Here is a 20,073-nt window from a genome sequence, read left to right on the forward strand (position 1 = left end):
GCAGCCTGGGCCTCTCCTTTACCCACGCACACCATCGTCTCCCATGCCCACCATTGGCGTTCTATCCAGAGGCATTGCCGCCATCGAGCGCCTGGATGTTCTGCTGGGCCAACCCTGGGTATACCAGCGCAGCTGGCAGGCGCCGCACTGCGAGGTGGTGGCGGCCTGGGGCTTGCGGCCCAGTGCCGTGCGGGCGCAGGCCTATGCGCAAAAGCATGGCTTGCCACTCTGGCGATTGGAAGATGGCTTCGTGCGCTCAGTCGGCCTCGGCAGCCAGGATGCGCCCCTCTCCATCGTCATCGACACGCAAGGCATTTATTACGATGCGGCGCATCCCAGTGCGCTGGAAGGCCTGATCGCCACACCGCTCACACCCGCGCAAACACAGCGCGCCGATGCGCTGATGCAGGCCTGGCGCCATGAGCGCATCTCCAAGTACAACCATCTGCGTGATCCGGCTCCCGAGTCCCTGCCCCAGCGCTTCGTGCTGGTGGTCGATCAGACCTGGGGCGATGCCTCGATCCGGGACGGACTGGCCGATGCGCAAAGCTTCGAGCGTATGCTGGTTGCCGCCGTGGCGGAACATCCCGACAACACCGTGCTGCTCAAGATCCACCCCGACGTGTTCGCCGGCAAGAAGCGTGGCCACTTTGATGTGGCAAAGCTGAAGGCCATGCCACAGGTGCAGGTGTTGGCCGAGGACATGCACCCTGCGCTGCTGCTCGAACGCGCCGAGGCCGTGTACGTGGTGACCTCGCAGATGGGCTTCGAGGCACTGCTGTGGGGCAAACCCGTGCGCACGTTCGGCATGCCCTTCTATGCCGGCTGGGGCCTGACAGGCGATGAACTCGTCGCTCCCATGCGCCGACAAGCACTGGCAAGCACGCCCATTTCCCTCCAACAACTGGTGCATGCCGCGCTGGTGGACTACCCGCGCTACCTGGACCCGGAAACCGGCCAGCGCTGCGAACCCGAGCGCCTGATCGAATGGCTGGGCCTGCAGCGGCGCATGCGGGCACGCCTGCCGAGGCGCGTGTATGCAGTGGGATTCTCATGGCTCAAGCGCGCCAAAGTCCGGCGCTTTCTCGATGGCAGCGAAGTGACGTTTACGCGCCATATCCGACAGGTTCCCGAGCATGCCACCATAGCCCTGTGGGGCTGCCGCAAGACCTTGCCATCAGGAAATGCCCAGACCGGCAGCCTGCACAACCCGAGTTTGGTTCGCCTGGAAGATGGTTTCCTGCGCTCCGTCGGGCTGGGAGCGGACCTGGTGCAGCCACTCTCATGGGTAGTCGATACGCGGGGCATCTACTACGACGCCACCTGCCCTTCGGATCTGGAGTGGCTGCTGGCGAACACCGATTTCACATCCGAGCTGCGTGAACGCGCCGCCGCACTGGGCGCCCGCATCGTCGCCAGCGGAATCACCAAGTACAACACCGGCATCGGCACCTGGCAGCGGCCTGCCGGCACGCAAGGGCGGCGCGTGCTGCTGGTGCCCGGACAGGTGGAGTCGGATGCCGCGCTGACCTGGGGCGCTCCTGGCATCCGCACCAACATGGCCTTGCTGCAAGCGGTGCGGCAGGCCAACCCGGATGCCCATGTGATCTACAAGCCCCACCCGGATGTCGTCGCACGCCTGCGTGCCCAAGGTCAGGGCGAAGCCTTGGCCCATGCGCATTGCGATGAAGTGGTGGTGGATGTATCGATGCAACAGCTGCTGGACGCAGTGGACGAGGTGCATGTGCTGACCTCGCTGGCCGGCTTCGAGGCCTTGCTGCGCGGCCGCAAGGTGGTGACCTATGGCTGCCCCTTCTATGCCGGCTGGGGCCTGACGAATGATCGCCAGCCGCTACCGCAGCCGGCAGACACCCCCGATGCCGCCAGCCGTCGCGGACGTGCACTGACGCTCGACGAACTGGTGGCATGCGTGCTGATCCTCTACCCCACCTACGTCAGCGCAAGCTCCGGCCGCTACACCACACCAGAACGCACGCTCGACGAGTTGCTGGCCTGGCGGCAGGCCGGCGCAGACACCGATTCTCCCTGGCTGCGCACCAAACGCGCCCTGTTGCGCCTGGCGCAATGGGGTGGCTGGATCAAGCGCTGATGTGAAGCGGTCTTTGCCTTCAGACAGCACATAATGACGAAGCCCCCACAACCTGAAGGCTGCGGGGGCTTTGCGACAACAGGACATGTGACGCATCGCTGCGTCACAGCGCTCTTTTCAATCAGCCTCAATCGGCCTGCTTGCGCAGGAAAGCAGGGATTTCCACGTCGTCCATGCCGCCCGAAGACATCGCGTCGACCTGCGCGGTGGCGCTGGAGGCGCGCGGGCTCAGCCATACGCCGGGCGCTGCCACGTTGTCCAGGCCGCCAAAGCGGCGCTGGCCATAGGCCGGGGCCACGCCACCGGCACCGCCCAGACCACCGGCGCGCAGGCCCTGCAGCGGCAGGTTGTCGGTGCCGGTGCGCAGGTTGTTCTGCACCATGGTGATGTTCTGGCGGCGCTTGTCGTGGTCGGTCAGGCCGGTGGCCACCACGGTCACGCGCAATTCATCACCCAGGCTGTCGTCATACGCGGCGCCGTAGATGACGTGCGCCTCTTCCGAAGCGTAGGCGTTGATGGTGCTCATGGCCAGGCGCGACTCGGAGAGCTTGAGGCTGCCGCGCGCGGCAGTCACCAGCACCAGGATGCCCTTGGCGCCCGAGAGGTCGATGCCTTCGAGCAGCGGGCAGGCAATGGCCTGCTCGGCGGCGATGCGCGCGCGGTCGGGGCCGGCGGCGCTGGCGGTGCCCATCATGGCTTTGCCCGGCTCGCTCATCACCGTCTTGACGTCGGCGAAGTCGACGTTGACGTGGCCGTGCTCGTTGATGATTTCCGCGATGCCGCCAACGGCGTTGCGCAGCACATCATTGGCGATGCCAAAGGCCTCATCCTGCGTGATGTCGTCGCCATAGACGGTGAGCAGCTTCTCGTTGAGCACGACGATCAGCGAATCGACGTTGTTCTCGAGCTCATCGAGGCCGTTCTCGGCGTTCTTCATGCGGCGCGGGCCTTCCCAGTCGAACGGCTTGGTGACCACGCCCACCGTGAGAATCCCCATTTCCTTGGCGATGCGCGCGATCACCGGAGCAGCCCCCGTTCCGGTGCCACCGCCCATGCCGGCGGTGATGAACAGCATGTGGGCCCCCTCGATGGCCTTGCGGATCTCGTTCTCGGCATGCACGGCTGCCTCGCGCCCCTGCTCGGGCTTGCTGCCGGCGCCCAGGCCGTTGCTGCCGAGCTGGATGATGCGCTCGGCCGTGTTGCGCGAGAGGGCCTGGGCATCGGTGTTGGCACAAATGAATTCAACCCCCTGCACGTTCTTCTCGATCATGTGCTCCACGGCGTTGCCGCCGCCGCCGCCGACGCCGAGAACCTTGATGCGGGTGCCTTGGCCGAATGCTGCGTCTGTGTCGATCATTTCAATGGTCATAACGATGCTCCTTGAGGGATTTGAGGGATGGAGAGGATGGGTTGGATCACTGCGGAACTGGAAAAACGAAACCGGGTTGGCGACATGCGCATGCGACACCACGGCTCGCCGGGCTCCCGGGGCCTGTGGTGGCGGCGCGGCCATCGGTCTTCGTGCGAGCGGAAGTACCAGCCGAAGCTCTTGATGCGGATACGTCTGCTCATGGTCAAAAGTTTCCAATGATGAAATCGCGCACACGCGCGAAGATGTTCTTGACCGGGCCGCTCTTGGTGGCCGCCTTGTAGCCGCGTGCACGCTCCAGGCGCGCGTCCTCGAGCAGGCCCATGACGGTGGCCGCGCGCGGCTGGGCGATCATGTCGGCCAGCGGGCCGGTGTAGTGCGGCACGCCCCGGCGCACGGGCTTCAGGAAGATGTCCTCGCCGAGCTCGACCATGCCGGGCATGACCGAGGAGCCTCCGGTGATGACCACGCCCGAGGAGATGATCTCCTCGTAGCCGGAATCGCGGATGACGTGCTGCACCAGGGAGAAGATCTCCTCGACGCGTGGTTCGATGACACCGGCCAGGGCCTGCTTGTTGATCAGGCGGGGGCCGCGGTCGCCCAGGCCCGGCACCTCGACCTGCGAGTCCGGGTCGGCCAGCATGGCCTTGGCACAGCCATGCTCGATCTTGATGTCCTCGGCGTCCTTGGTCGGCGTGCGCAGCGCCATCGCGATGTCGCTGGTGATGAGGTCGCCGGCGATCGGGATCACCGCCGTGTGGCGGATCGAACCGCCGGTGAAGATCGAGATGTCGGTGGTACCGGCGCCGATGTCGACCAGTACCACGCCCAGTTCCCGTTCGTCGTCAGTGAGCACCGACTGGCTGGACGCCAGCGGGTTGAGCAGCAGCTGCTCGACCTCCAGCCCGCAGCGGCGCACGCACTTGATGATGTTCTCGGCCGCGCTTTGCGCACCGGTGACGATGTGCACCTTGGCCTCCAGGCGGATGCCGCTCATGCCGATCGGCTCCTTGACTTCCTGGCCGTCGATGACGAATTCCTGCGAAGCCACCAGAAGCAGGCGCTGGTCGGAGGGAATGTTGATCGCCTTGGCGGTGTCGAGCACGCGGCTGATGTCGCTTTGCGAGACTTCCTTGTCCTTGATGGCCACCATGCCGCTGGAGTTGAAACCGCGGATGTGGCTGCCGGTGATGCCGGTGTAGACGCGCTGGATCTTGCAGTCGGCCATCAGTTCGGCCTCGCGCAGCGCCTGCTCGATGCTCTGCACGGTGGCCTCGATGTTGACCACCACGCCACGCTTGAGGCCGTTGCTGGGCGCCACGCCGAAGCCTGCCAGCTTGAGCTGGCCTCCCTCCTGCACCTCGGCGACCACCGCCATGACCTTGGCGGTGCCGATGTCCAGGCCCACGATGACGTCTCTGTTTTCCTTAGCCATGTCGATTCACATTCATAAAAGCTTCAACGCCGCGCTCCACGCTGCGGACCCTGGGTCGCATCGGTCACCACACCGCGCAACCGCATCGCATAGCCATTGCCATGCCGCAGGTCCGCGTACTCCAATCCATTCATGCTGCGCCCCAGCGGCGCCAGCGCCTCCGGCAGCGACTGCAGGAAGTGCGCCAGGCGCTGACCCACTTCCACCGGCTCGCCGGCGCCCAGCTCCAGCTGTGCGCCATTGGAGAGATACATCTGCCAGTTGCCGCGCGGCGTCAGGTACAGCGCCGCCGGATGCACCGGCAGACCGGCAAACTGCGGCAACAAGTCGCGGTACATAGCCAGCACCTGGGCGGACTGCTCCTGGGGCCCGGCCAGGCGCGGCAGGTTCTCGTGCTCGACCTCGCCGCGGTTGGCCTCGAACACCTCGCCAAAACTATTGACCATGGCAGAGCCGGTCTCGTCCTCCCACAGTGCCACCGGCTGGTGCTCCTCGAGCTGCACCTGCAGCGTGTTGGGGAAGGCGCGGCGCAGCGTGGCCGAACGCACCCAGGGCATTTGCTCGAAGGCCTGGCGGGCCGCCGCAAGATTCAGCGTGAAGAGGTTGCCCTGCAGTTGCGGCAGCACGTTGGCGCGCAGCGCCAGCGCATTGCTGTGCTGCGGGTTGCCGAACACCTCCACACGGGCGATGGCGAACGCCGGATTGCGCAGCGCCCAGCCCACCGCCGCTGCGCACAGCAGCAGGAAGACGCCGGTGAAGACCACCGAAGCGGTGGCATTCATCAGGCGCACATCCATCGGCGGCAGGGTTTGCGTCATGCAGCGCCTCCGATCGGGGTGGCCACGGACTCGGCCGCGCCCGGCGCATGCGGCGTTGGCAGCAACGTGCCGTCGAGCCGGGCTGCCGCCAGGATGCGCAGGCACAGCGCCTCGTACGAAATGCCGGCGGTGCCCGCGGCCATCGGCACCAGCGAATGGCTGGTCATGCCGGGCGAGGTGTTGATCTCCAGCAGAAAGGCCTTGCCGTCGCTCTTGCGGATCATCACGTCGGCGCGGGCCCAGCCGCGGCAGCCCAGCGACTGGAAGGCCGCCAGGCTCATCTGGCGAATCTGCTGCTCCAGCGCATCGGGCAGGCCGCTCGGGCAGAAGTACTGCGTGGCGTCGCCGAAATACTTGTTCTCGTAGTCGTAGTTGCCGCCGGGTGCAACGATGCGGATCACCGGCAGCGCCTCGGCCTTGCCATCGAGCTCGATGATGGCGCAGGTGGTTTCCTCGCCTTCGATGAACTGCTCGCACAGCACCTCGTCGTCATAGCCGGCCGCCAGCGCATAGGCGGCGGCGCATTCCTCGGCAAGCTCGACCTTGGCCAGGCCAATGGTGGAACCTTCGCGCGCAGGCTTGACGATCATGGGAGCACCCAGCGCGGCAAAGGCCTGGGCCACGCCCTCGGCCGAATCAACGAGGCGCCAGTCCGGCGTGGCCAGGCCATCGGCGCGCCAGAGGCGCTTGGTCAGCACCTTGTCCATGGCCATGGCCGAGGCCGCCACGCCCGGGCCGGTGTAGGGAATGCCCAGCAGTTCGAGCGCGCCCTGCACCGTGCCGTCCTCACCGCCACGGCCATGCAGCGCGATGAAGACACGCGCGAAGCCTTGCTCCTTGAGTTGCCAGAGCGACTGCTGGCCGGTATCGAAGGGGTGCGCATCGACGCCTTGCGTGCGCAACGCCTTGAGCACGCCCTGGCCGGACATCAGCGAGACCGCGCGTTCGGCCGAGCTGCCGCCCAGCAGCACGGCCACCTTGCCGAGGCTGCGCACATCGATGGAATCCGCGATCACTGCACTCATGCCATCACCTGCAATGCAAAACGTTGGGCCAGTTGGCTGGCGGCGGTGCCAATGCTGCCCGCGCCCATGAAAATCACCACATCACCGCCCTGTACGCCGGCCAGCACGGTCTCGGGCATGTCGGCGATGTGCTCGACGAACACCGGCTCGACCTTGCCGGCCACGCGCAGCGCGCGTGCCAGCGAACGACCGTCTGCCGCCACGATGGGTGCCTCGCCGGCGGCGTAGACCTCGCCGAGAAACACCGCATCGGTGCTGCCGAGCACCTGCACGAAGTCCTCGAAGCAGTCGCGCGTGCGGGTGTAGCGGTGCGGCTGGAACGCCACCACCAGGCGCTGGCCGGGGAAGGCGCCGCGCGCGGCGGCGATGGTCGCGGCCATCTCGACGGGGTGGTGTCCGTAATCCTCGATCAGCGTGAAGGTGCCGCCCGCCGGCGCCGGAAAGTCTCCATGCCGCTGGAAGCGCCGGCCCACACCCTTGAAGCTTTCGAGCGCGCGCACCACCGCGCCGTCGTCGATGCTCAGCTCCACCGCGATGGCGATCGCCGCCAGCGCGTTGAGCACGTTGTGGCGGCCCGGCAGGTTCAGCGTGACCTGCAGGTCCGGCAGCGTGATGCCGTTGCTGCGCTTGACCGTGAAGCACATGCGGCCTCCCTCGGCGCGCACATCCACGGCCCGCACCTGTGCATCCTCGCCGAAGCCGTAGGTCGTCACCGGGCAGCTGATGCGCGGCAGGATGGCGCGCACGCCCTCGTTCTCCACGCACAACACCGCCACGCCGTAGAAAGGCATGCGGTGCAGGAAGTCGATGAACGCCTGCCGAAGCCGCTCGACGTCATGGCCATAGGTCTCCATGTGGTCGGCGTCGATGTTGGTGATCACCGACATCACCGGCAGCAGGTTCAGGAACGAAGCATCCGATTCGTCGGCCTCGACCACGATGTATTCGCCCGAGCCCAGCTTGGCATTCGCGCCGGCGCTGTTGAGGCGCCCGCCGATCACGAAGGTGGGGTCCAGCCCGCCCTCGGCCAGCACGCTGGTGACCAGGCTGGTGGTGGTGGTCTTGCCGTGCGTGCCGGCCACCGCGATGCCCTGGCGCATGCGCATCAGCTCGGCCAGCATCATCGCGCGCGGCACCACCGGAATGCGGCGCGCGCGCGCGGCCACCACTTCCGGGTTGTCGGCCTGCACCGCCGTCGAGGTGACCACGGCATCGACCTCGGCCACGTGCTCGGCCGAATGGCCCACGAAAGTGCGGATGCCCAGCGAAGCCAGGCGCCGCAGCGTGGCGCTGTCGGCCAGGTCCGAGCCCGAGATGGTGTAGCCCTCGTTGTGCAGCACTTCGGCTATGCCGCTCATGCCGGCGCCGCCGATGCCGACGAAATGGATGCGGTGGATGGCGTGCTTCATGCGGCCACTCCTTCGCGCCCGGTGCGCACGGTCTCGCAGGCCTGCACGATGGCTTCCACCGCGCCGGTCTGCGCCAGTGCATGGGCCTTCTCGGCCCGGCGCAGCAGTTCCTCGCGAGTGAGGCCTTGCAGGAAATCGGCCAGCGCCTGCGGCGTCAGCTCCGCCTGCTGCTCCAGCCAGGCTGCGCCGGCATCGACCAGATAGCGGGCGTTGGTGGTCTGGTGATCGTCCACCGCATGCGGGAACGGTACGAAATACGCTGCCGCGCCCACGGCGGCCAGCTCGGTAACGGTGCTGGCACCGGCGCGGCACAGCACCAGATCGGCCTGCGCAAATGCGGCAGCCGTATCCTGGATGAAAGGGGTCAGTTCAGCTTGCACTTGGGCAGCCTCGTAGTTGCTCTGGAGTTCGTCGATTTGCTTGGCGCCGCTCTGGTGCAGCACCTGGGGTCTGGCGTTCACCGGAATCAATGCCAGCGCCTGCGGCACGATGGTGTTGAGCGCCCTGGCACCCAGGCTGCCGCCCACCACCAGCAGGCGCAGCGCGCCAAAGCGCCCGGCAAAGCGCTGCGCGGGCGCTGCCTGCTGCAGGAATTCGGCCCGCAGCGGGTTGCCGACCTGGGCCGCACCTGGCATCACACCGGGAAATGCCGTGAAGGTCTGGCGCGCCAGCCGCGCCAGCAGCTTGTTGGAGAGGCCCGCCACCGAGTTCTGCTCGTGCAGCAGAACCGGCACGCCCGCCAGCCGCGCGGCCACACCTCCGGGCATGGTGATGTAACCACCGAAGCCCAGTACCACATCGGGCCGCACGCGGCGCATTACCTGGAGAGCCTGGCGCACCGCAGCCACCAGCTTGAAGGGCGCGGCCAGCAGCGTCCGCAGGCCCTTGCCGCGTACGCCGCCAAACTGCACGCCCTCGAAGGCAAAGCCGCGCTCGGGCACCAACCGGCTTTCCATGCCGCCGGGCACGCCCAGCCAGTGCACCTGCCAGCCATGCTCGCGCAAGGCCTCGGCCACCGCCAGACCCGGGAAGATGTGGCCGCCGGTGCCTCCGGCCATGATGAGGGCGGTCTTGCGCTGCTCGGTCATACGCGGCCTCCGCGCACGAGGGCGCATGCGCGCCGGGCAGCGCAGCGCGCTGCGATTCCGTTGTGGCGAAGCAGAATTCTCATACGCGGCCTCCGCGCATGAGAATTCTGTTTTCGTAATCCACCCGCAGCACCACCGCCATCGCGATCAGGTTCATCAGGATGGCCGAGCCGCCGAAGCTCATCAGCGGCAGCGTCAGGCCCTTGGTGGGCAGCGCGCCCAGGTTCACGCCCATGTTGATGAAGGCCTGGAAGCCGATCCACAGTCCAATGCCCTGTGCCACCAGCCCCGAGAAGATGCGGTCTAGCGCGACGGCCTGGCGGCCGATGGTCATGATGCGGCGTGTCAGCCAGAAGAAGAGGCCGATCAGCACCACCACGCCCACCAGCCCGAATTCCTCGCCGATGACGGCCATCAGGAAGTCGGTGTGCGCCTCGGGCAACCAGTGCAGTTTCTCGACGCTGCCGCCCAGGCCCACGCCGGTGACCTCGCCGCGGCCAATGGCGATCAGCGAGTGCGAGAGCTGGTAGCCCTTGCCGAGGCGGTGCTCTTCCGACCACGGGTCGAGATAGGCGAAGATGCGCTCGCGCCGCCAGGGCGAAGAGCCGATCATGAAGGCAAAGGCCAGCGCCAGCGTCAGCACCGTGATGAAGAAGCCGCGGATGTTCACGCCGCCGAGGAACAGGATGCCCACGCCGACCACCGCGACCACCACGAAGGCGCCCATGTCGGGCTCGGCCAGCAGCAGCACGCCGATGGTCGCCACCGTCACGCCGATGGGCAGTACGGCGCGGAAAAACTGCTCGCGCACGTCCATGCGGCGCACCATGTAGTCGGCCGCGTAGACTACCAGCACCAGCTTGGCCAGCTCGGAAGGCTGGAAGCGCATCACGCCCAGCGGCAACCAGCGCCGCGCGCCGTTGACGGAGATGCCGATGCCCGGAATCAGCACCAGCACCAGCAGCGCAATGGTGCCCAGCAGCAACCACGAGGCGTTGCGCCGCCAGGTGTCCATCGGGATCTGGAACACCGTCACCGCCGCGATGAAGGCCACGCCGATGGAGATGATGTGCCGGATCAGGAAGAACTCGTTGTTCATGCTGCCAAAGCGCGGGTTGTCGGCCATCGCGATGGAGGCCGAGTACACCATCACCACGCTCCACGACAGGATCGCCACCAGCACACCGAGCAGCGCCTGGTCGACTGCCTGCACCACCGGCACGCTCGCCGAGGTCTTGTAGCGGTACTCCAGCCCGGCCGAACGCACCGGCAGGTCGAGCGGCTCCTCGTGGCGCGCCTTCCAGCGCTGCCACCAGGATTTGGGAATCGGCTTGGCCATGCTCATGCCAGCACCTCCAGGTCCTGGCCGGCGTCCAGCGCCAGTGCCCGCACCGCGTCGACGAAGACCTCTGCGCGGTGCGCGTAGTTGCGGAACATGTCCAGGCTGGCGCATGCCGGCGACAGCAGCACCGCATCGCCCGCCTGGGCCAGCACCGCGGCCTGGCGCACCGCCTCGGGCAGGTCGGCGGCGTGCTGCAACGGCACGCCGGTCTCTTGCAGGGCGGCCTCGATGAGCGCCGCGTCGCGGCCGATCAGCACTGCCGCGCGCGTGCTTTGCGCCACGGCATCGGCCAGTTGCGTGAAGTCCTGGCCCTTGCCGTCGCCACCCAGGATCACAACCAGGCGCCGCTCGGCGCCCAGGCCGCGCAGCGCCGCCTCGGTGGCGCCGATGTTGGTGCCTTTGCTGTCGTCGAAATACTCGACGCCGCCGACGATGCCGATGGGCTGCACGCGATGCGGCTCGCCGCGGTACTCGCGCAGGCCATGCAGCATCGGCGCCAGTTGGGCGCCCGCGCTGCTGGCCAGTGCCAGCGCCGCCAACGCATTGCTGGCGTTGTGCCGGCCGCGGATGCGCATGGCGTCGGCCGGCATCAGGCGCTGGATGAAGACCTCGGCCTCGGCACTGCGGCGGCGCATGCCGCCTTCAGGCTCCTCGCCATGCGCACGCACCAGCCAAGCCAAGCCGTTGACAACTTCCAGACCCCAATCGCCCAGGCGCACCGGCACGTCCAGGCCAAAGCTCGTCCAGGCGCGCTCGGTGGTCTTCCTGCGGCCTTTGCCGGCTGGTGCATCGACCGGCAGCAAGGCCGGCAGCTGCGCCATGGTGAGGGCATCGTCGCGATTGGCGATGATGCGGCCCTGACGGCCATAGACCTTGGTCTTGGCGGCCAGATAGGCAGCCTCGCTGCCGTGCCAGTCGATGTGGTCCTGGCTGATGTTGAGGATCACGCCGGCACTGGGCTCGAAGCCGGTGGAGTATTCGAGCTGGAAGCTCGAGAGTTCCAGCACCCAGGCCTGGGGCATGGCGCGCACGAAGGCACTCTCGGGAGCTGCGGCAGGGGCAGTGGCGATGGAAGCAAGGTCCGTCGCATCGGCAACCCTCGGCGTTTCAGCCCCCACCTCGGCGGCGGCATCGATATTCGGGCCGGCGGGCTCATCGGCGGCAGCCGGTGCATCCGCCGTGGCGGCTGCATCCTCCTGATCCGCTTCGGCGGCGGCGCTGCGAGCCGCATCGAGCCGCTCAGCCAGCGTATCGAGCATGCTCGGCCCGATGTTGCCGGCCACGGCCACGCGCTGGCCAGCCCGCTCAAGCAACAGGCCCGTCAGACTGGTGACGGTGGTCTTGCCATTCGTTCCGGTGATCGCCAGCACCTGCGGTGCGTAGCCCTCCTGTTCGCGCAGCCGCGCCAGCGCCTGGCCGAAGAGATCGAGCTCGCCGCCGAAGAACACGCCACTCTGGCGCGCAGCCTCGCGCACCTCGGCCACGGCCGCAGGCGAAAGGCCCGGCGAGCAGTACACGGCGGCGGCCACCACATGCCCGACCTCGTCGTGCAGCAAGGCGGCTCCGAAGGCGCCGGTGACGAACTCGGCCTGCGGCACCTCCTGCCGCAGTGCGGCCAGCTGCGGCGGCACATCGCGCGTGTCGGCCACGCGCACCTGCTGGCCCTGCTGCGCGCACCAGCGCGCCATGGCCAGGCCCGACTGGCCCAGGCCCAGGATCAGCGTGAAGGGTGCGTTGCGTGGCGTCTGCGTGTTCATGCGTTCACCTCAGCTTCAGCGTGGAGAGGCCGGCCAGGCACAGGAACATGGTGATGATCCAGAAGCGCACCACCACCTGGGTTTCCTTCCAGCCCTTCTTCTCGAAGTGGTGGTGCAGCGGCGCCATCAGGAAGAGGCGCCGGCCCTCGCCATAGCGGCGACGGGTGTATTTGAACCAGGTCACCTGCAGCATCACCGAGAGCGCCTCGGCCACGAAGATGCCGCCCATGATGGCCAGCACGAACTCCTGCCGCACGATCACCGCGATGGTGCCCAACGCGCCGCCGAGTGCCAGCGCACCGACATCGCCCATGAAGACCTGGGCCGGATAGGTGTTGAACCACAGGAAGGCCAGGCCCGCGCCGGCCATGGCCGCGCAGAACACCAGCAGCTCGCCGGTGCCCGGGATGAAAGGGAACAGCAGGTAGCGCGAATACACGGCGTTGCCGGTGATGTAGGCGAACACGCCCAGCGCCGAGCCGACCATGACCACCGGCATGATGGCCAGCCCGTCGAGCCCGTCGGTGAAGTTGACGGCATTGCTGGAGCCGACGATGACCAGGAAGCTCAGGATCACGAAGCCCAGCACGCCCAGCGGATAGGCGATCTGCTTGAAGAACGGCACCAACAGCTCGGTGTTGAGCTGGAAGCGGGGCGAGAAGCCGGAGCGGACCCAATCGGCGAACAGGCCCAAGACCTTGAGATTGGAGTCTTCCGAGATGCTGAAGGCCAGGTAGATCGAAGCGACGAGGCCGATGATGGTCTGCAGCAGGAACTTCTGGCGCGAACGCATGCCCTCGGGGTCCTTGTTGACGACCTTCTTCCAGTCGTCCATCCAGCCGATGGCGCCAAAGCCCAACGTCACCAGCAGCACGATCCAGACGAAACGGTTGGACAGATCGGCCCACAGCAAAGTGGCGATGGCGATGGCCAGCAGGATCAGCACGCCGCCCATGGTCGGCGTACCGCTCTTGGCCAGGTGCGACTGCACGCCATACTCGCGCACGGGCTGGCCGATCTTGAGCGCGGTCAGGTAGCGGATCACCTTGGGGCCGGCAAACCAGCCGATCACCAGTGCCGTCATCGCCGCCATCACGGCGCGCAGCGTCAGGTACTGGAAGGCGCGCAGAAAGCTCAGTTCCGGCGAGAGGCTTTGCAGCCATTGGCTCAGCCACAAAATCATGCCACCACCCTCCCGCTCGCGTGGCCATCGGCCTCGAGCACATGCGCGACGGCGCGCTCCATGCCCATGAAGCGCGAGCCCTTGACCAGCGTGCTGGCCGCCAGCGGCGCCTGCACGTCCAGCGCCTGCAGGAGCGCCGCCATGTCCGGCAAATGGCGCGCGCCACTGCCGAAAGCCTGCGCCGCGTGGCGCGCCAGTTCACCCACTGTCAGCAATCCGTCCACTCCCTTGGCCTTGGCGTATTCCCCCGCCTCGGCATGAAATTGAGCGCCCTGCTCGCCCACCTCGCCCATGTCGCCCAGCACCAGCAGGCGCGGCGCGGGCAATTCGGCCAGTACCTCGATGGCGGCACGCACCGAGTCGGGGTTGGCGTTGTAGCTGTCATCGATCAGCACCTGACTGGTGCCATCGTCGTGACGCAACACATGCCAGGCGCTGCGCCCCTTGACGGGCCGGAAGTCAGCCAGCCCCCGCACGATCGCCTCCGGCGCGATGCCGGCGGCGAGCGCGCAGGCCACGGCCGCCAGCGCATTGCGCAGGTTGTGGCGGCCCAGCACCTGCAGCGCAGCCTCCAGCTGGCCAACGGGTGTGCGCACGGTGATTTGCCAGCCAGCCTCGCTCCAACGGGCCTTGGCCAGCGCCACCGGACTGTCATTGGCGCCGAACTCGATGCGGCGGCGCCCGGCCGCCAGCTCGCGCCACAGCGGCGCGAAGGCATCGTCGCCCGGAAACACCGCCACGCCACCGGCAGGCAGGCTTTGCAGCACGCTGCCGTTCTCGCGCGCCACCGCCTCGACCGAACCCATGAACTCCAGATGCTCGCGCTGGGCGTTGTTGACCAGCGCCACGGTGGGTTGGGCAATCGCCGCCAGCTCGGCAATCTCGCCGGAATGGTTCATGCCCAGCTCCAGCACGGCGGCGCGCTGGCCGGCGCGCAGGCGCAGCGCCATCAGCGGCACCCCGATCGCATTGTTGAGGTTGCCGATGGTGGCCATGGCGGCATCGCCATAGGCGGCCCGCAGGATGCTGGCGAGCATCTGCGTGACGGTGGTCTTGCCATTGCTGCCGGTCACGGCGATCACCGGCATGTCGAACTGGCGGCGCCACTGGCGTGCCAGCGCGCCCAGGCCCTCCAGCGTGTCGGCCACTTCGATGCAAGGCAGCTCCGCCGGTGCTCGACCGGCCTGCACGATGGCGGCCGCGGCACCGGCGGCACGTGCCTGCGTCAGAAAGTCATGCGCGTCAAAACGCTCGCCCACCAGGGCGACGAACAGGTCGCCCGGCTGTAGGCTGCGGCTGTCGGTGTGCACACGGGCGACTGGCACGGCAGCGGCATCGACTCCGGGCGGCAACCGCAGTTGCGCGCCGGGCAACTCCCGGACAATCCATGCATGGGCCTGGGCCAACGTCATCATCATGCCGAGAGCTCCTGCGGCTGCGTCCAGTGCGCCAGCGCCGCCTTGGCCTCTTCGAGGTCGGAGAAGTGGCGGCGCACGCCCTGCACGTCCTGGTAGTCCTCATGGCCCTTGCCGGCGACCAGCACCACGTCCGGCTCGGCGGCGGCGGCCACTGCGGCCAGGATGGCGCGGCGGCGGTCCGGCTCGGTGCGCACGCCGGCGCGCTGCTGCGGCGCCAGGCCGGCCTCGATCTGCGAAATGATGTCCAAGGGATTCTCCGAACGCGGGTTGTCGCTGGTGATCCACAGCGCATCCGCATGGCTGGCGGCAGCCTGCGCCATCAGCGGGCGCTTGCCGGCGTCGCGGTCGCCGCCGCAGCCAAAAACACAGAACAGGCGCCCACCGCGTTGCGCAGCCACCGGCCGCAACGCTGCCAGCACCGAAGCCAGCGCATCGGGTGTGTGGGCGTAATCAACCACCACCAGCGGCTGACCGGTGCCGCCACTCGCCTGCATGCGCCCGGGCACCGCCGGCAGCGCGGCGCACAGCGTGGCAACGGCTGCCAGCGGCAGGCCCAGCGCACGCAGGCTGCCGATGACGGCCAGCACATTCATGACATTGAAGCGCCCGGCCAGCGGCGCCTGCACGGCCACCGAAGCCAAGGGGGCAAGGCCGGCGCCGGCACTGTCGGCCGAGGCATACTCATCGAGCTGGAATGCCACGCCACCGCCAGCGAAGCGCAGCGCCCGCGCCACCAGCCGTGCCGCAGGCACGGCGCCACCATTGGCATCATCCGCCGTGGCATAGGTCCACAGGTCCACACCGCCGCGCGCGCCCACATCGGCGGTCAGCACCGCGCCGAAGGCATCCTCGACATTGATGACGGCCGCCTCCAGCCCTGGCCAGCCAAACAGGATGCGCTTGGCCTGTCCATAGGCGGACATGCTGCCGTGGTAGTCGAGATGGTCCTGCGTGAGATTGGTGAACACCGCCACGCGGATCGGCGTGCCGTTGAGCCTGCCCTGTTCCAGGCCGATCGATGAAGCCTCCATCGCACAAGCGCGCACGCCGGCCTGTCGCAGTCCGTGCAGCACCGACTGCAGTTGCAACGCATCGGGCGAGGTCAGGCCGGTGGCATGCAGTGCCGGCAGCGCGCCCACGCCCAGCGTGCCCACCAGGCCTGCGCCACCCCATTGGCGCTGCAGCAGATGGGCCAGCCACCAGCTCACGCTGGTCTTGCCGTTGGTGCCGGTAACGGCCACCACCGCCATGTCCTGGGCAGGTTGGCCCCACCATTGCGCAGCGATGATGCCGCTGGCCTGCTGCAGGCCCGGGTACAGCACCACGCGCGCCTGCCAGAAGGGCGGCAGGCCGGCGAGGTGCGCCTGGGCGCCATCGGCCTCGATCAGGGCCGCGCTGCAGCCAGCCTCGAAGGCTCGGGCCAGGTAGGCGCGGCCATCAGCATGGCGACCGGGCCAGGCCATGAAAACATCACCGGCGCGCAGCTGCCGGCTGTCGCTGCGGAGCGCGGCACCCGGCGCGGCATGACCGAGCAGCCAGGTCACGGCGGCCCTGGGCGCCTCGATCCGGGAAGGCTGCGCCGACTGCGGCATGGGTTTGAGGGGCATCATGGCAGCACCTCCTCCTCGACCGCGGTGGCGACGATGCGCGGCTTGACGTCCATGTCCGGCTGCACGGCCAGCAGGCGCAAACTCTGCTGCACCACCTGGCTGAACACCGGTGCGGCCACGGCACCGCCGTAGTAGATGCCGGCACCGGGCTCGTCGATCATCACCGCGACGATGATGCGCGGGTTGTCGATGGGGGCCATGCCCGTGAACCAGGAGCGGTACTTGTTGGCCGCGTAGCCACGCCCTTCCTGCTTGCGCGCCGTGCCCGACTTGCCACCGACCGAGTAGCCCTCGGTCTGCGCGCGCTGACCCGAACCACCCGGCGCGGCGGCCAGTTGCAGCATGTGGCGCACGGCATCGGCGGTCTTCTCGGAGAAGACCTGCACGCCGATGGCGGGCCGGTCACGATGGATCAGCGTCACCGGCAGCAGCACGCCATGGTTGGCGAACACGGTGTAGGAGCGCGCCATCTGCAACAGGCTGGCCGAGAGGCCGTAGCCATAGGACATGGTGGCCTGCTCGACCGGACGCCAGGTCTTCCAGGGGCGCAGCCGGCCACTGGCCGCGCCGGGAAAACCGATCTGCGGACGCTCGCCAAAGCCGATGGTGGAATACACGTCCCACATGTAGCGCGGCTCCATCATCTGCGAGAGCTTGGTGGTGCCGACGTTGCTGGACTTCTGGATGATGCCCTCGACGGTGAGCACGCCGAAATTCTTCACGTCCGAGAGGCGCGCGCCACCCACGATGATGTGGCCAGGGTTGGTGTTGACGCTGGTCTGCGGCGTCACCAGCCCGGCCTCGAGCGCCATCGCCACGGTGAAGGGCTTCATGATCGAGCCGGGCTCGAATACGTCGGTGAGCGCGCGGTTGCGCAATTGTTCGCCAGTGAGGTTGCGCCGCGAGGATGGGTCGAACGAAGGGTAGTTGGCCAGCGCCAGGATCTCGCCGGTGCGGGCATCGAGCACCACCACGCTGCCGGCCTTGGCCTTCTGCAGTTCGACCTGCTCGGCCAGCTTCTGGTAGGCGAAGAACTGCACCTTGCTGTCGATCGAGAGCTGGATGTCCTGCCCGTCGACCGGCGGCACCAGATCGCCCACGCTCTCGACGACCTGCCCGAGGCGGTTGCGGATCACCCGCCGCGAGCCGGCCTGGCCCGCCAGGCGCTCGTTGTAGGCCAGCTCGATGCCTTCCTGGCCCTCATCCTCGACGTTGGTGAAACCGACGATGTGAGCGGCCGCCATGCCTTCGGGGTACTCGCGCTTGTATTCCTTGCGCTGGTGGATGCCCTTGATCTTGAGCGCGGCGATCTGCTGGCCCACTTCCCAGTCGAGCTGGCGCTTGATCCAGACGAAGGTCTTGTCCTCATCCTCGAGCTTGGCCAGCAGCTCGGGCAACGGCATGCCCATCAGCCGCGCCATTTCGGCGAGCTGTGCGTGCACGGCGGGGTCGTTCTTCTCGACGTCCTCGGGAATGCCCCAGATGCTGGCGGCCGGTACGCTCGAAGCCAGGATGAGGCCGTTGCGGTCGACGATCTTGCCGCGGTTGGCCGGCAACGCCAGCGTGCGCGCATAGCGCACCTCGCCCTGGCGCAGGAAGAAGTCATTGCCCACCACCTGCACATACGCGGCGCGGGCGGCCAGCGCCGTGAAGCCCAGTGCCAGCGCCACCACCAGGAAGCGGCTGCGCCCCACCGGGGCCTTGCTGGCCAGCAGTGGACTGGTGGCGTAGGCGACGGGACGGGTGCGTTTCATCGTGCACCTCCCGTGGTGGTCACAGCGGCCGGTGCAGCCGGTGTTGCCGCTGCGGCGCCGGCAGCCGGCTCACGCACATAGCGGGTGGTGGCCGGCGCGGCCGGGCGCATCGCCAGTTCGGTGCGAGCGAACTGCTCGACGCGCGCTGCGGCGGCCTGGGCCCGCAGAATCACCTTGAGGGTTTCGGACTCGGTCTCGAGCTGGCGTGCCGCGGCCACTTCGCGATCCAGCTCCGAATAGAGGCGGCGCGAGTCATACTGCACGCGCACCAGAAACAACGCCGAGAGCACCAGCGCCAGCAACAGCAGAAGGTTCAGGCGAATCAGCATGCCACCTCCGTGCGCTCGGCCACCCGCATGATGGCGCTGCGCGCGCGCGGGTTGGCCGCCACTTCGGCTGCCGAGGGCTTGATGCGAGCGACCGCGCGCAGACGCATCGGCTGCTCGGCCGCCAGCGGCATGCGGCGGTCATAGTGCTGGCGCGAATGCTGCTCGATGAAGCGCTTGACGATGCGGTCTTCCAGCGAATGGAAGCTGATGACCACCAGGCGAGCGCCCGGCTTGAGCACCGCCAGCGCGGCCGCTAGCGCCTGCTGCAACTCCTCAAGCTCTGCGTTGATGAAAATCCGTAGAGCTTGAAAGGTGCGCGTGGCGGGGTTTTGACCCGCCTCACGGCTCCTGACCGCACCAGCCACGAGCTCTGCCAGTTCCGTGGTGCGGGTGAGTGGGCCCCGCTCCTGCCTGCGAGCAACAATCGCCTTTGCAATGCTGCCAGCATACCGCTCTTCCCCGTATTCACGAATCACCTCCGCAATCTCGCCGAGCTCGGCGCCTTCCAACCACTGCGCGACCGTCTGCCCGCGGCTGCTGTCCATGCGCATGTCCAGCGGACCGTCGAAACGGAAGCTGAAGCCGCGCCCTGCATCATCGATCTGGGGAGAACTCACGCCCAGGTCCATCAACAGGCCATCGACACTGGCCGCGGGCAGCGCCGACAGATTGGCGAACCCCTCATGGCGCACCTGCAGCCGTGCATCGCCGATGGCATGCGCCTGCGCAACAGCCTCGGGATCCTTGTCGAACACCACCAGCGTGTCCTGCGCGTCCATGCGCGAGAGGATCAGCCGGCTGTGCCCGCCGCGCCCGAAAGTGCCATCGACCCAGCAGCGCGGCGCCGTGGTATCGGCCGCCATCAGGGCCTCGACCGCCTCGTGGAGCAAAACGGTGGTGTGTTGGAATGGGTGCTGCATGGCCACTCAGAAGGTGAAGTCCTTGAGCGCATCGGGCATGCCGCCCGCCATCGCGGCGGCTTCGCCCTCCTCGTAGCTGGCCTTGTCCCACAGCTCGAAATAGCTGCCCATGCCGAGCAACAAAGCTTCCTTGGTGAGCTTGGCGGCCTCGCGCAGCTCGGACGCCACCAGCACCCGGCCGGTGGCGTCCATTTCCACGTCGATCGCGCTACCCACCAGGATGCGCTTCCACCACTTGGCGGATTCGGGCAGCTGCAACACCTTCTCGCGGTACTTCTCCCACTCAGGACGGGGAAACACCATCAGGCAGCCGTCGGGGTTGCGAGTGATGGTCAAACGCCCTTCGAACTGGCCCGTGATGACGTCACGATGCCGGGTCGGCACAGACAGCCGCCCCTTGGCATCCAGACTCAACGATGAGACCCCTTGAAAAAGCATTTTGTTTGGCCAGTCCGGGGGCTCGATTCGCCCCGCTTCACCCCAAAAATACCACTATTCACCACTTT

Annotated in this window: 16 protein-coding genes; 1 reads left to right on the forward strand and 15 read right to left on the reverse strand. The window is 67.6% G+C overall.

Annotation, left to right across the window (positions count from 1 at the left end):
• Nucleotides 1-43: 43 nt before the first annotated feature.
• Nucleotides 44-2,110, forward strand: coding sequence for a capsular polysaccharide biosynthesis protein (locus tag EV687_RS06830; protein WP_122230654.1), 2,067 nt, complete (start codon nucleotides 44-46; stop codon nucleotides 2,108-2,110).
• Between the two features lie 127 nt (nucleotides 2,111-2,237).
• On the opposite strand, the gene ftsZ is transcribed toward EV687_RS06830, so the two are convergent.
• The 15 genes from ftsZ to mraZ all read right to left on the reverse strand — a co-directional run bounded on the left by ftsZ (nucleotide 2,238) and on the right by mraZ (nucleotide 20,005).
• Nucleotides 2,238-3,479, reverse strand: coding sequence for a cell division protein FtsZ (gene ftsZ / locus EV687_RS06835; RefSeq protein WP_122230655.1), 1,242 nt, complete (start codon nucleotides 3,477-3,479; stop codon nucleotides 2,238-2,240).
• Nucleotides 3,480-3,684: 205 nt separating this feature from the next.
• Nucleotides 3,685-4,914, reverse strand: a complete 1,230-nt coding sequence (gene ftsA / locus EV687_RS06840) for a cell division protein FtsA (RefSeq protein ID WP_122230657.1) — start codon at nucleotides 4,912-4,914, stop codon at nucleotides 3,685-3,687.
• A 23-nt stretch (nucleotides 4,915-4,937) separates the two neighbouring features.
• Nucleotides 4,938-5,732 (reverse strand): cell division protein FtsQ/DivIB, encoded by a 795-nt coding sequence (locus EV687_RS06845; protein ID WP_122230659.1) that lies wholly within the window; start codon nucleotides 5,730-5,732, stop codon nucleotides 4,938-4,940.
• Nucleotides 5,729-6,757, reverse strand: coding sequence for a D-alanine--D-alanine ligase (locus tag EV687_RS06850; protein WP_122230661.1), 1,029 nt, complete (start codon nucleotides 6,755-6,757; stop codon nucleotides 5,729-5,731). The genes EV687_RS06845 and EV687_RS06850 overlap by 4 nt, the downstream gene beginning before the upstream one ends.
• Nucleotides 6,754-8,166 carry a UDP-N-acetylmuramate--L-alanine ligase gene (gene murC / locus EV687_RS06855; RefSeq protein ID WP_122230663.1) on the reverse strand — a complete coding sequence of 471 codons (1,413 nt, stop codon included), beginning with the start codon at nucleotides 8,164-8,166 and terminating at the stop codon, nucleotides 6,754-6,756. The genes EV687_RS06850 and murC overlap by 4 nt, the downstream gene beginning before the upstream one ends.
• Nucleotides 8,163-9,281 carry an undecaprenyldiphospho-muramoylpentapeptide beta-N-acetylglucosaminyltransferase gene (gene murG / locus EV687_RS06860; RefSeq protein ID WP_423201072.1) on the reverse strand — a complete coding sequence of 373 codons (1,119 nt, stop codon included), beginning with the start codon at nucleotides 9,279-9,281 and terminating at the stop codon, nucleotides 8,163-8,165. The genes murC and murG overlap by 4 nt, the downstream gene beginning before the upstream one ends.
• A gap of 52 nt (nucleotides 9,282-9,333) precedes the next feature.
• Nucleotides 9,334-10,599, reverse strand: a complete 1,266-nt coding sequence (gene ftsW, locus EV687_RS06865; protein WP_122230667.1) for a putative lipid II flippase FtsW — start codon at nucleotides 10,597-10,599, stop codon at nucleotides 9,334-9,336.
• Nucleotides 10,596-12,353: a Mur ligase family protein gene (locus EV687_RS06870; protein ID WP_122230669.1), complete on the reverse strand. Its 1,758-nt coding sequence runs from the start codon at nucleotides 12,351-12,353 to the stop codon at nucleotides 10,596-10,598. Before EV687_RS06870 ends, ftsW begins: the two co-directional genes overlap by 4 nt.
• Before the next feature lie 4 nt (nucleotides 12,354-12,357).
• Entirely contained in the window at nucleotides 12,358-13,536 is a 1,179-nt protein-coding gene (mraY, locus tag EV687_RS06875) for a phospho-N-acetylmuramoyl-pentapeptide-transferase (RefSeq protein WP_122230672.1), read from the reverse strand.
• Entirely contained in the window at nucleotides 13,533-14,951 is a 1,419-nt protein-coding gene (locus tag EV687_RS06880) for a UDP-N-acetylmuramoyl-tripeptide--D-alanyl-D-alanine ligase (RefSeq protein WP_122231173.1), read from the reverse strand. Before EV687_RS06880 ends, mraY begins: the two co-directional genes overlap by 4 nt.
• Nucleotides 14,951-16,561: a UDP-N-acetylmuramoyl-L-alanyl-D-glutamate--2,6-diaminopimelate ligase gene (locus tag EV687_RS06885; protein WP_423201079.1), complete on the reverse strand. Its 1,611-nt coding sequence runs from the start codon at nucleotides 16,559-16,561 to the stop codon at nucleotides 14,951-14,953. Before EV687_RS06885 ends, EV687_RS06880 begins: the two co-directional genes overlap by 1 nt.
• Nucleotides 16,561-18,318 (reverse strand): peptidoglycan D,D-transpeptidase FtsI family protein, encoded by a 1,758-nt coding sequence (locus EV687_RS06890; protein WP_122230676.1) that lies wholly within the window; start codon nucleotides 18,316-18,318, stop codon nucleotides 16,561-16,563. Before EV687_RS06890 ends, EV687_RS06885 begins: the two co-directional genes overlap by 1 nt.
• The gene (gene ftsL, locus EV687_RS06895; RefSeq protein ID WP_341273248.1) at nucleotides 18,315-18,647 is read right to left on the reverse strand and encodes a cell division protein FtsL; all 333 of its coding nucleotides are present in this window, start codon (nucleotides 18,645-18,647) and stop codon (nucleotides 18,315-18,317) included. Before ftsL ends, EV687_RS06890 begins: the two co-directional genes overlap by 4 nt.
• Nucleotides 18,641-19,567: a 16S rRNA (cytosine(1402)-N(4))-methyltransferase RsmH gene (gene rsmH / locus EV687_RS06900; protein WP_122231177.1), complete on the reverse strand. Its 927-nt coding sequence runs from the start codon at nucleotides 19,565-19,567 to the stop codon at nucleotides 18,641-18,643. Before rsmH ends, ftsL begins: the two co-directional genes overlap by 7 nt.
• 6 nt (nucleotides 19,568-19,573) lie before the next feature.
• Complete coding sequence (gene mraZ / locus EV687_RS06905; RefSeq protein ID WP_122230678.1) at nucleotides 19,574-20,005, reverse strand: division/cell wall cluster transcriptional repressor MraZ; 432 nt, start codon at nucleotides 20,003-20,005, stop codon at nucleotides 19,574-19,576.
• Nucleotides 20,006-20,073: the final 68 nt, after the last annotated feature.

It is taken from the genome of Corticibacter populi (genome assembly GCF_004217315.1).
GTDB lineage: Bacteria > Pseudomonadota > Gammaproteobacteria > Burkholderiales > Burkholderiaceae_C > Lampropedia > Lampropedia populi.

Coding starts and splice junctions, on each gene's coding strand:
- EV687_RS06850 (WP_122230661.1), bottom strand. CDS start 6,757: ATGAGTGCAGTGATCGCGGATTCCATCGATGTGCGCAGCCTCGGCAAG.
- murG (WP_423201072.1), bottom strand. CDS start 9,281: ATGCGCCCTCGTGCGCGGAGGCCGCGTATGACCGAGCAGCGCAAGACC.
- EV687_RS06845 (WP_122230659.1), bottom strand. CDS start 5,732: ATGACGCAAACCCTGCCGCCGATGGATGTGCGCCTGATGAATGCCACC.
- mraY (WP_122230672.1), bottom strand. CDS start 13,536: ATGATTTTGTGGCTGAGCCAATGGCTGCAAAGCCTCTCGCCGGAACTG.
- rsmH (WP_122231177.1), bottom strand. CDS start 19,567: ATGCAGCACCCATTCCAACACACCACCGTTTTGCTCCACGAGGCGGTC.
- ftsZ (WP_122230655.1), bottom strand. CDS start 3,479: ATGACCATTGAAATGATCGACACAGACGCAGCATTCGGCCAAGGCACC.
- EV687_RS06890 (WP_122230676.1), bottom strand. CDS start 18,318: ATGAAACGCACCCGTCCCGTCGCCTACGCCACCAGTCCACTGCTGGCC.
- EV687_RS06880 (WP_122231173.1), bottom strand. CDS start 14,951: ATGATGACGTTGGCCCAGGCCCATGCATGGATTGTCCGGGAGTTGCCC.
- ftsW (WP_122230667.1), bottom strand. CDS start 10,599: ATGAGCATGGCCAAGCCGATTCCCAAATCCTGGTGGCAGCGCTGGAAG.
- EV687_RS06870 (WP_122230669.1), bottom strand. CDS start 12,353: ATGAACACGCAGACGCCACGCAACGCACCCTTCACGCTGATCCTGGGC.
- ftsL (WP_341273248.1), bottom strand. CDS start 18,647: ATGCTGATTCGCCTGAACCTTCTGCTGTTGCTGGCGCTGGTGCTCTCG.
- mraZ (WP_122230678.1), bottom strand. CDS start 20,005: ATGCTTTTTCAAGGGGTCTCATCGTTGAGTCTGGATGCCAAGGGGCGG.
- murC (WP_122230663.1), bottom strand. CDS start 8,166: ATGAAGCACGCCATCCACCGCATCCATTTCGTCGGCATCGGCGGCGCC.
- EV687_RS06830 (WP_122230654.1), top strand. CDS start 44: ATGCCCACCATTGGCGTTCTATCCAGAGGCATTGCCGCCATCGAGCGC.
- ftsA (WP_122230657.1), bottom strand. CDS start 4,914: ATGGCTAAGGAAAACAGAGACGTCATCGTGGGCCTGGACATCGGCACC.
- EV687_RS06885 (WP_423201079.1), bottom strand. CDS start 16,561: ATGCCCCTCAAACCCATGCCGCAGTCGGCGCAGCCTTCCCGGATCGAG.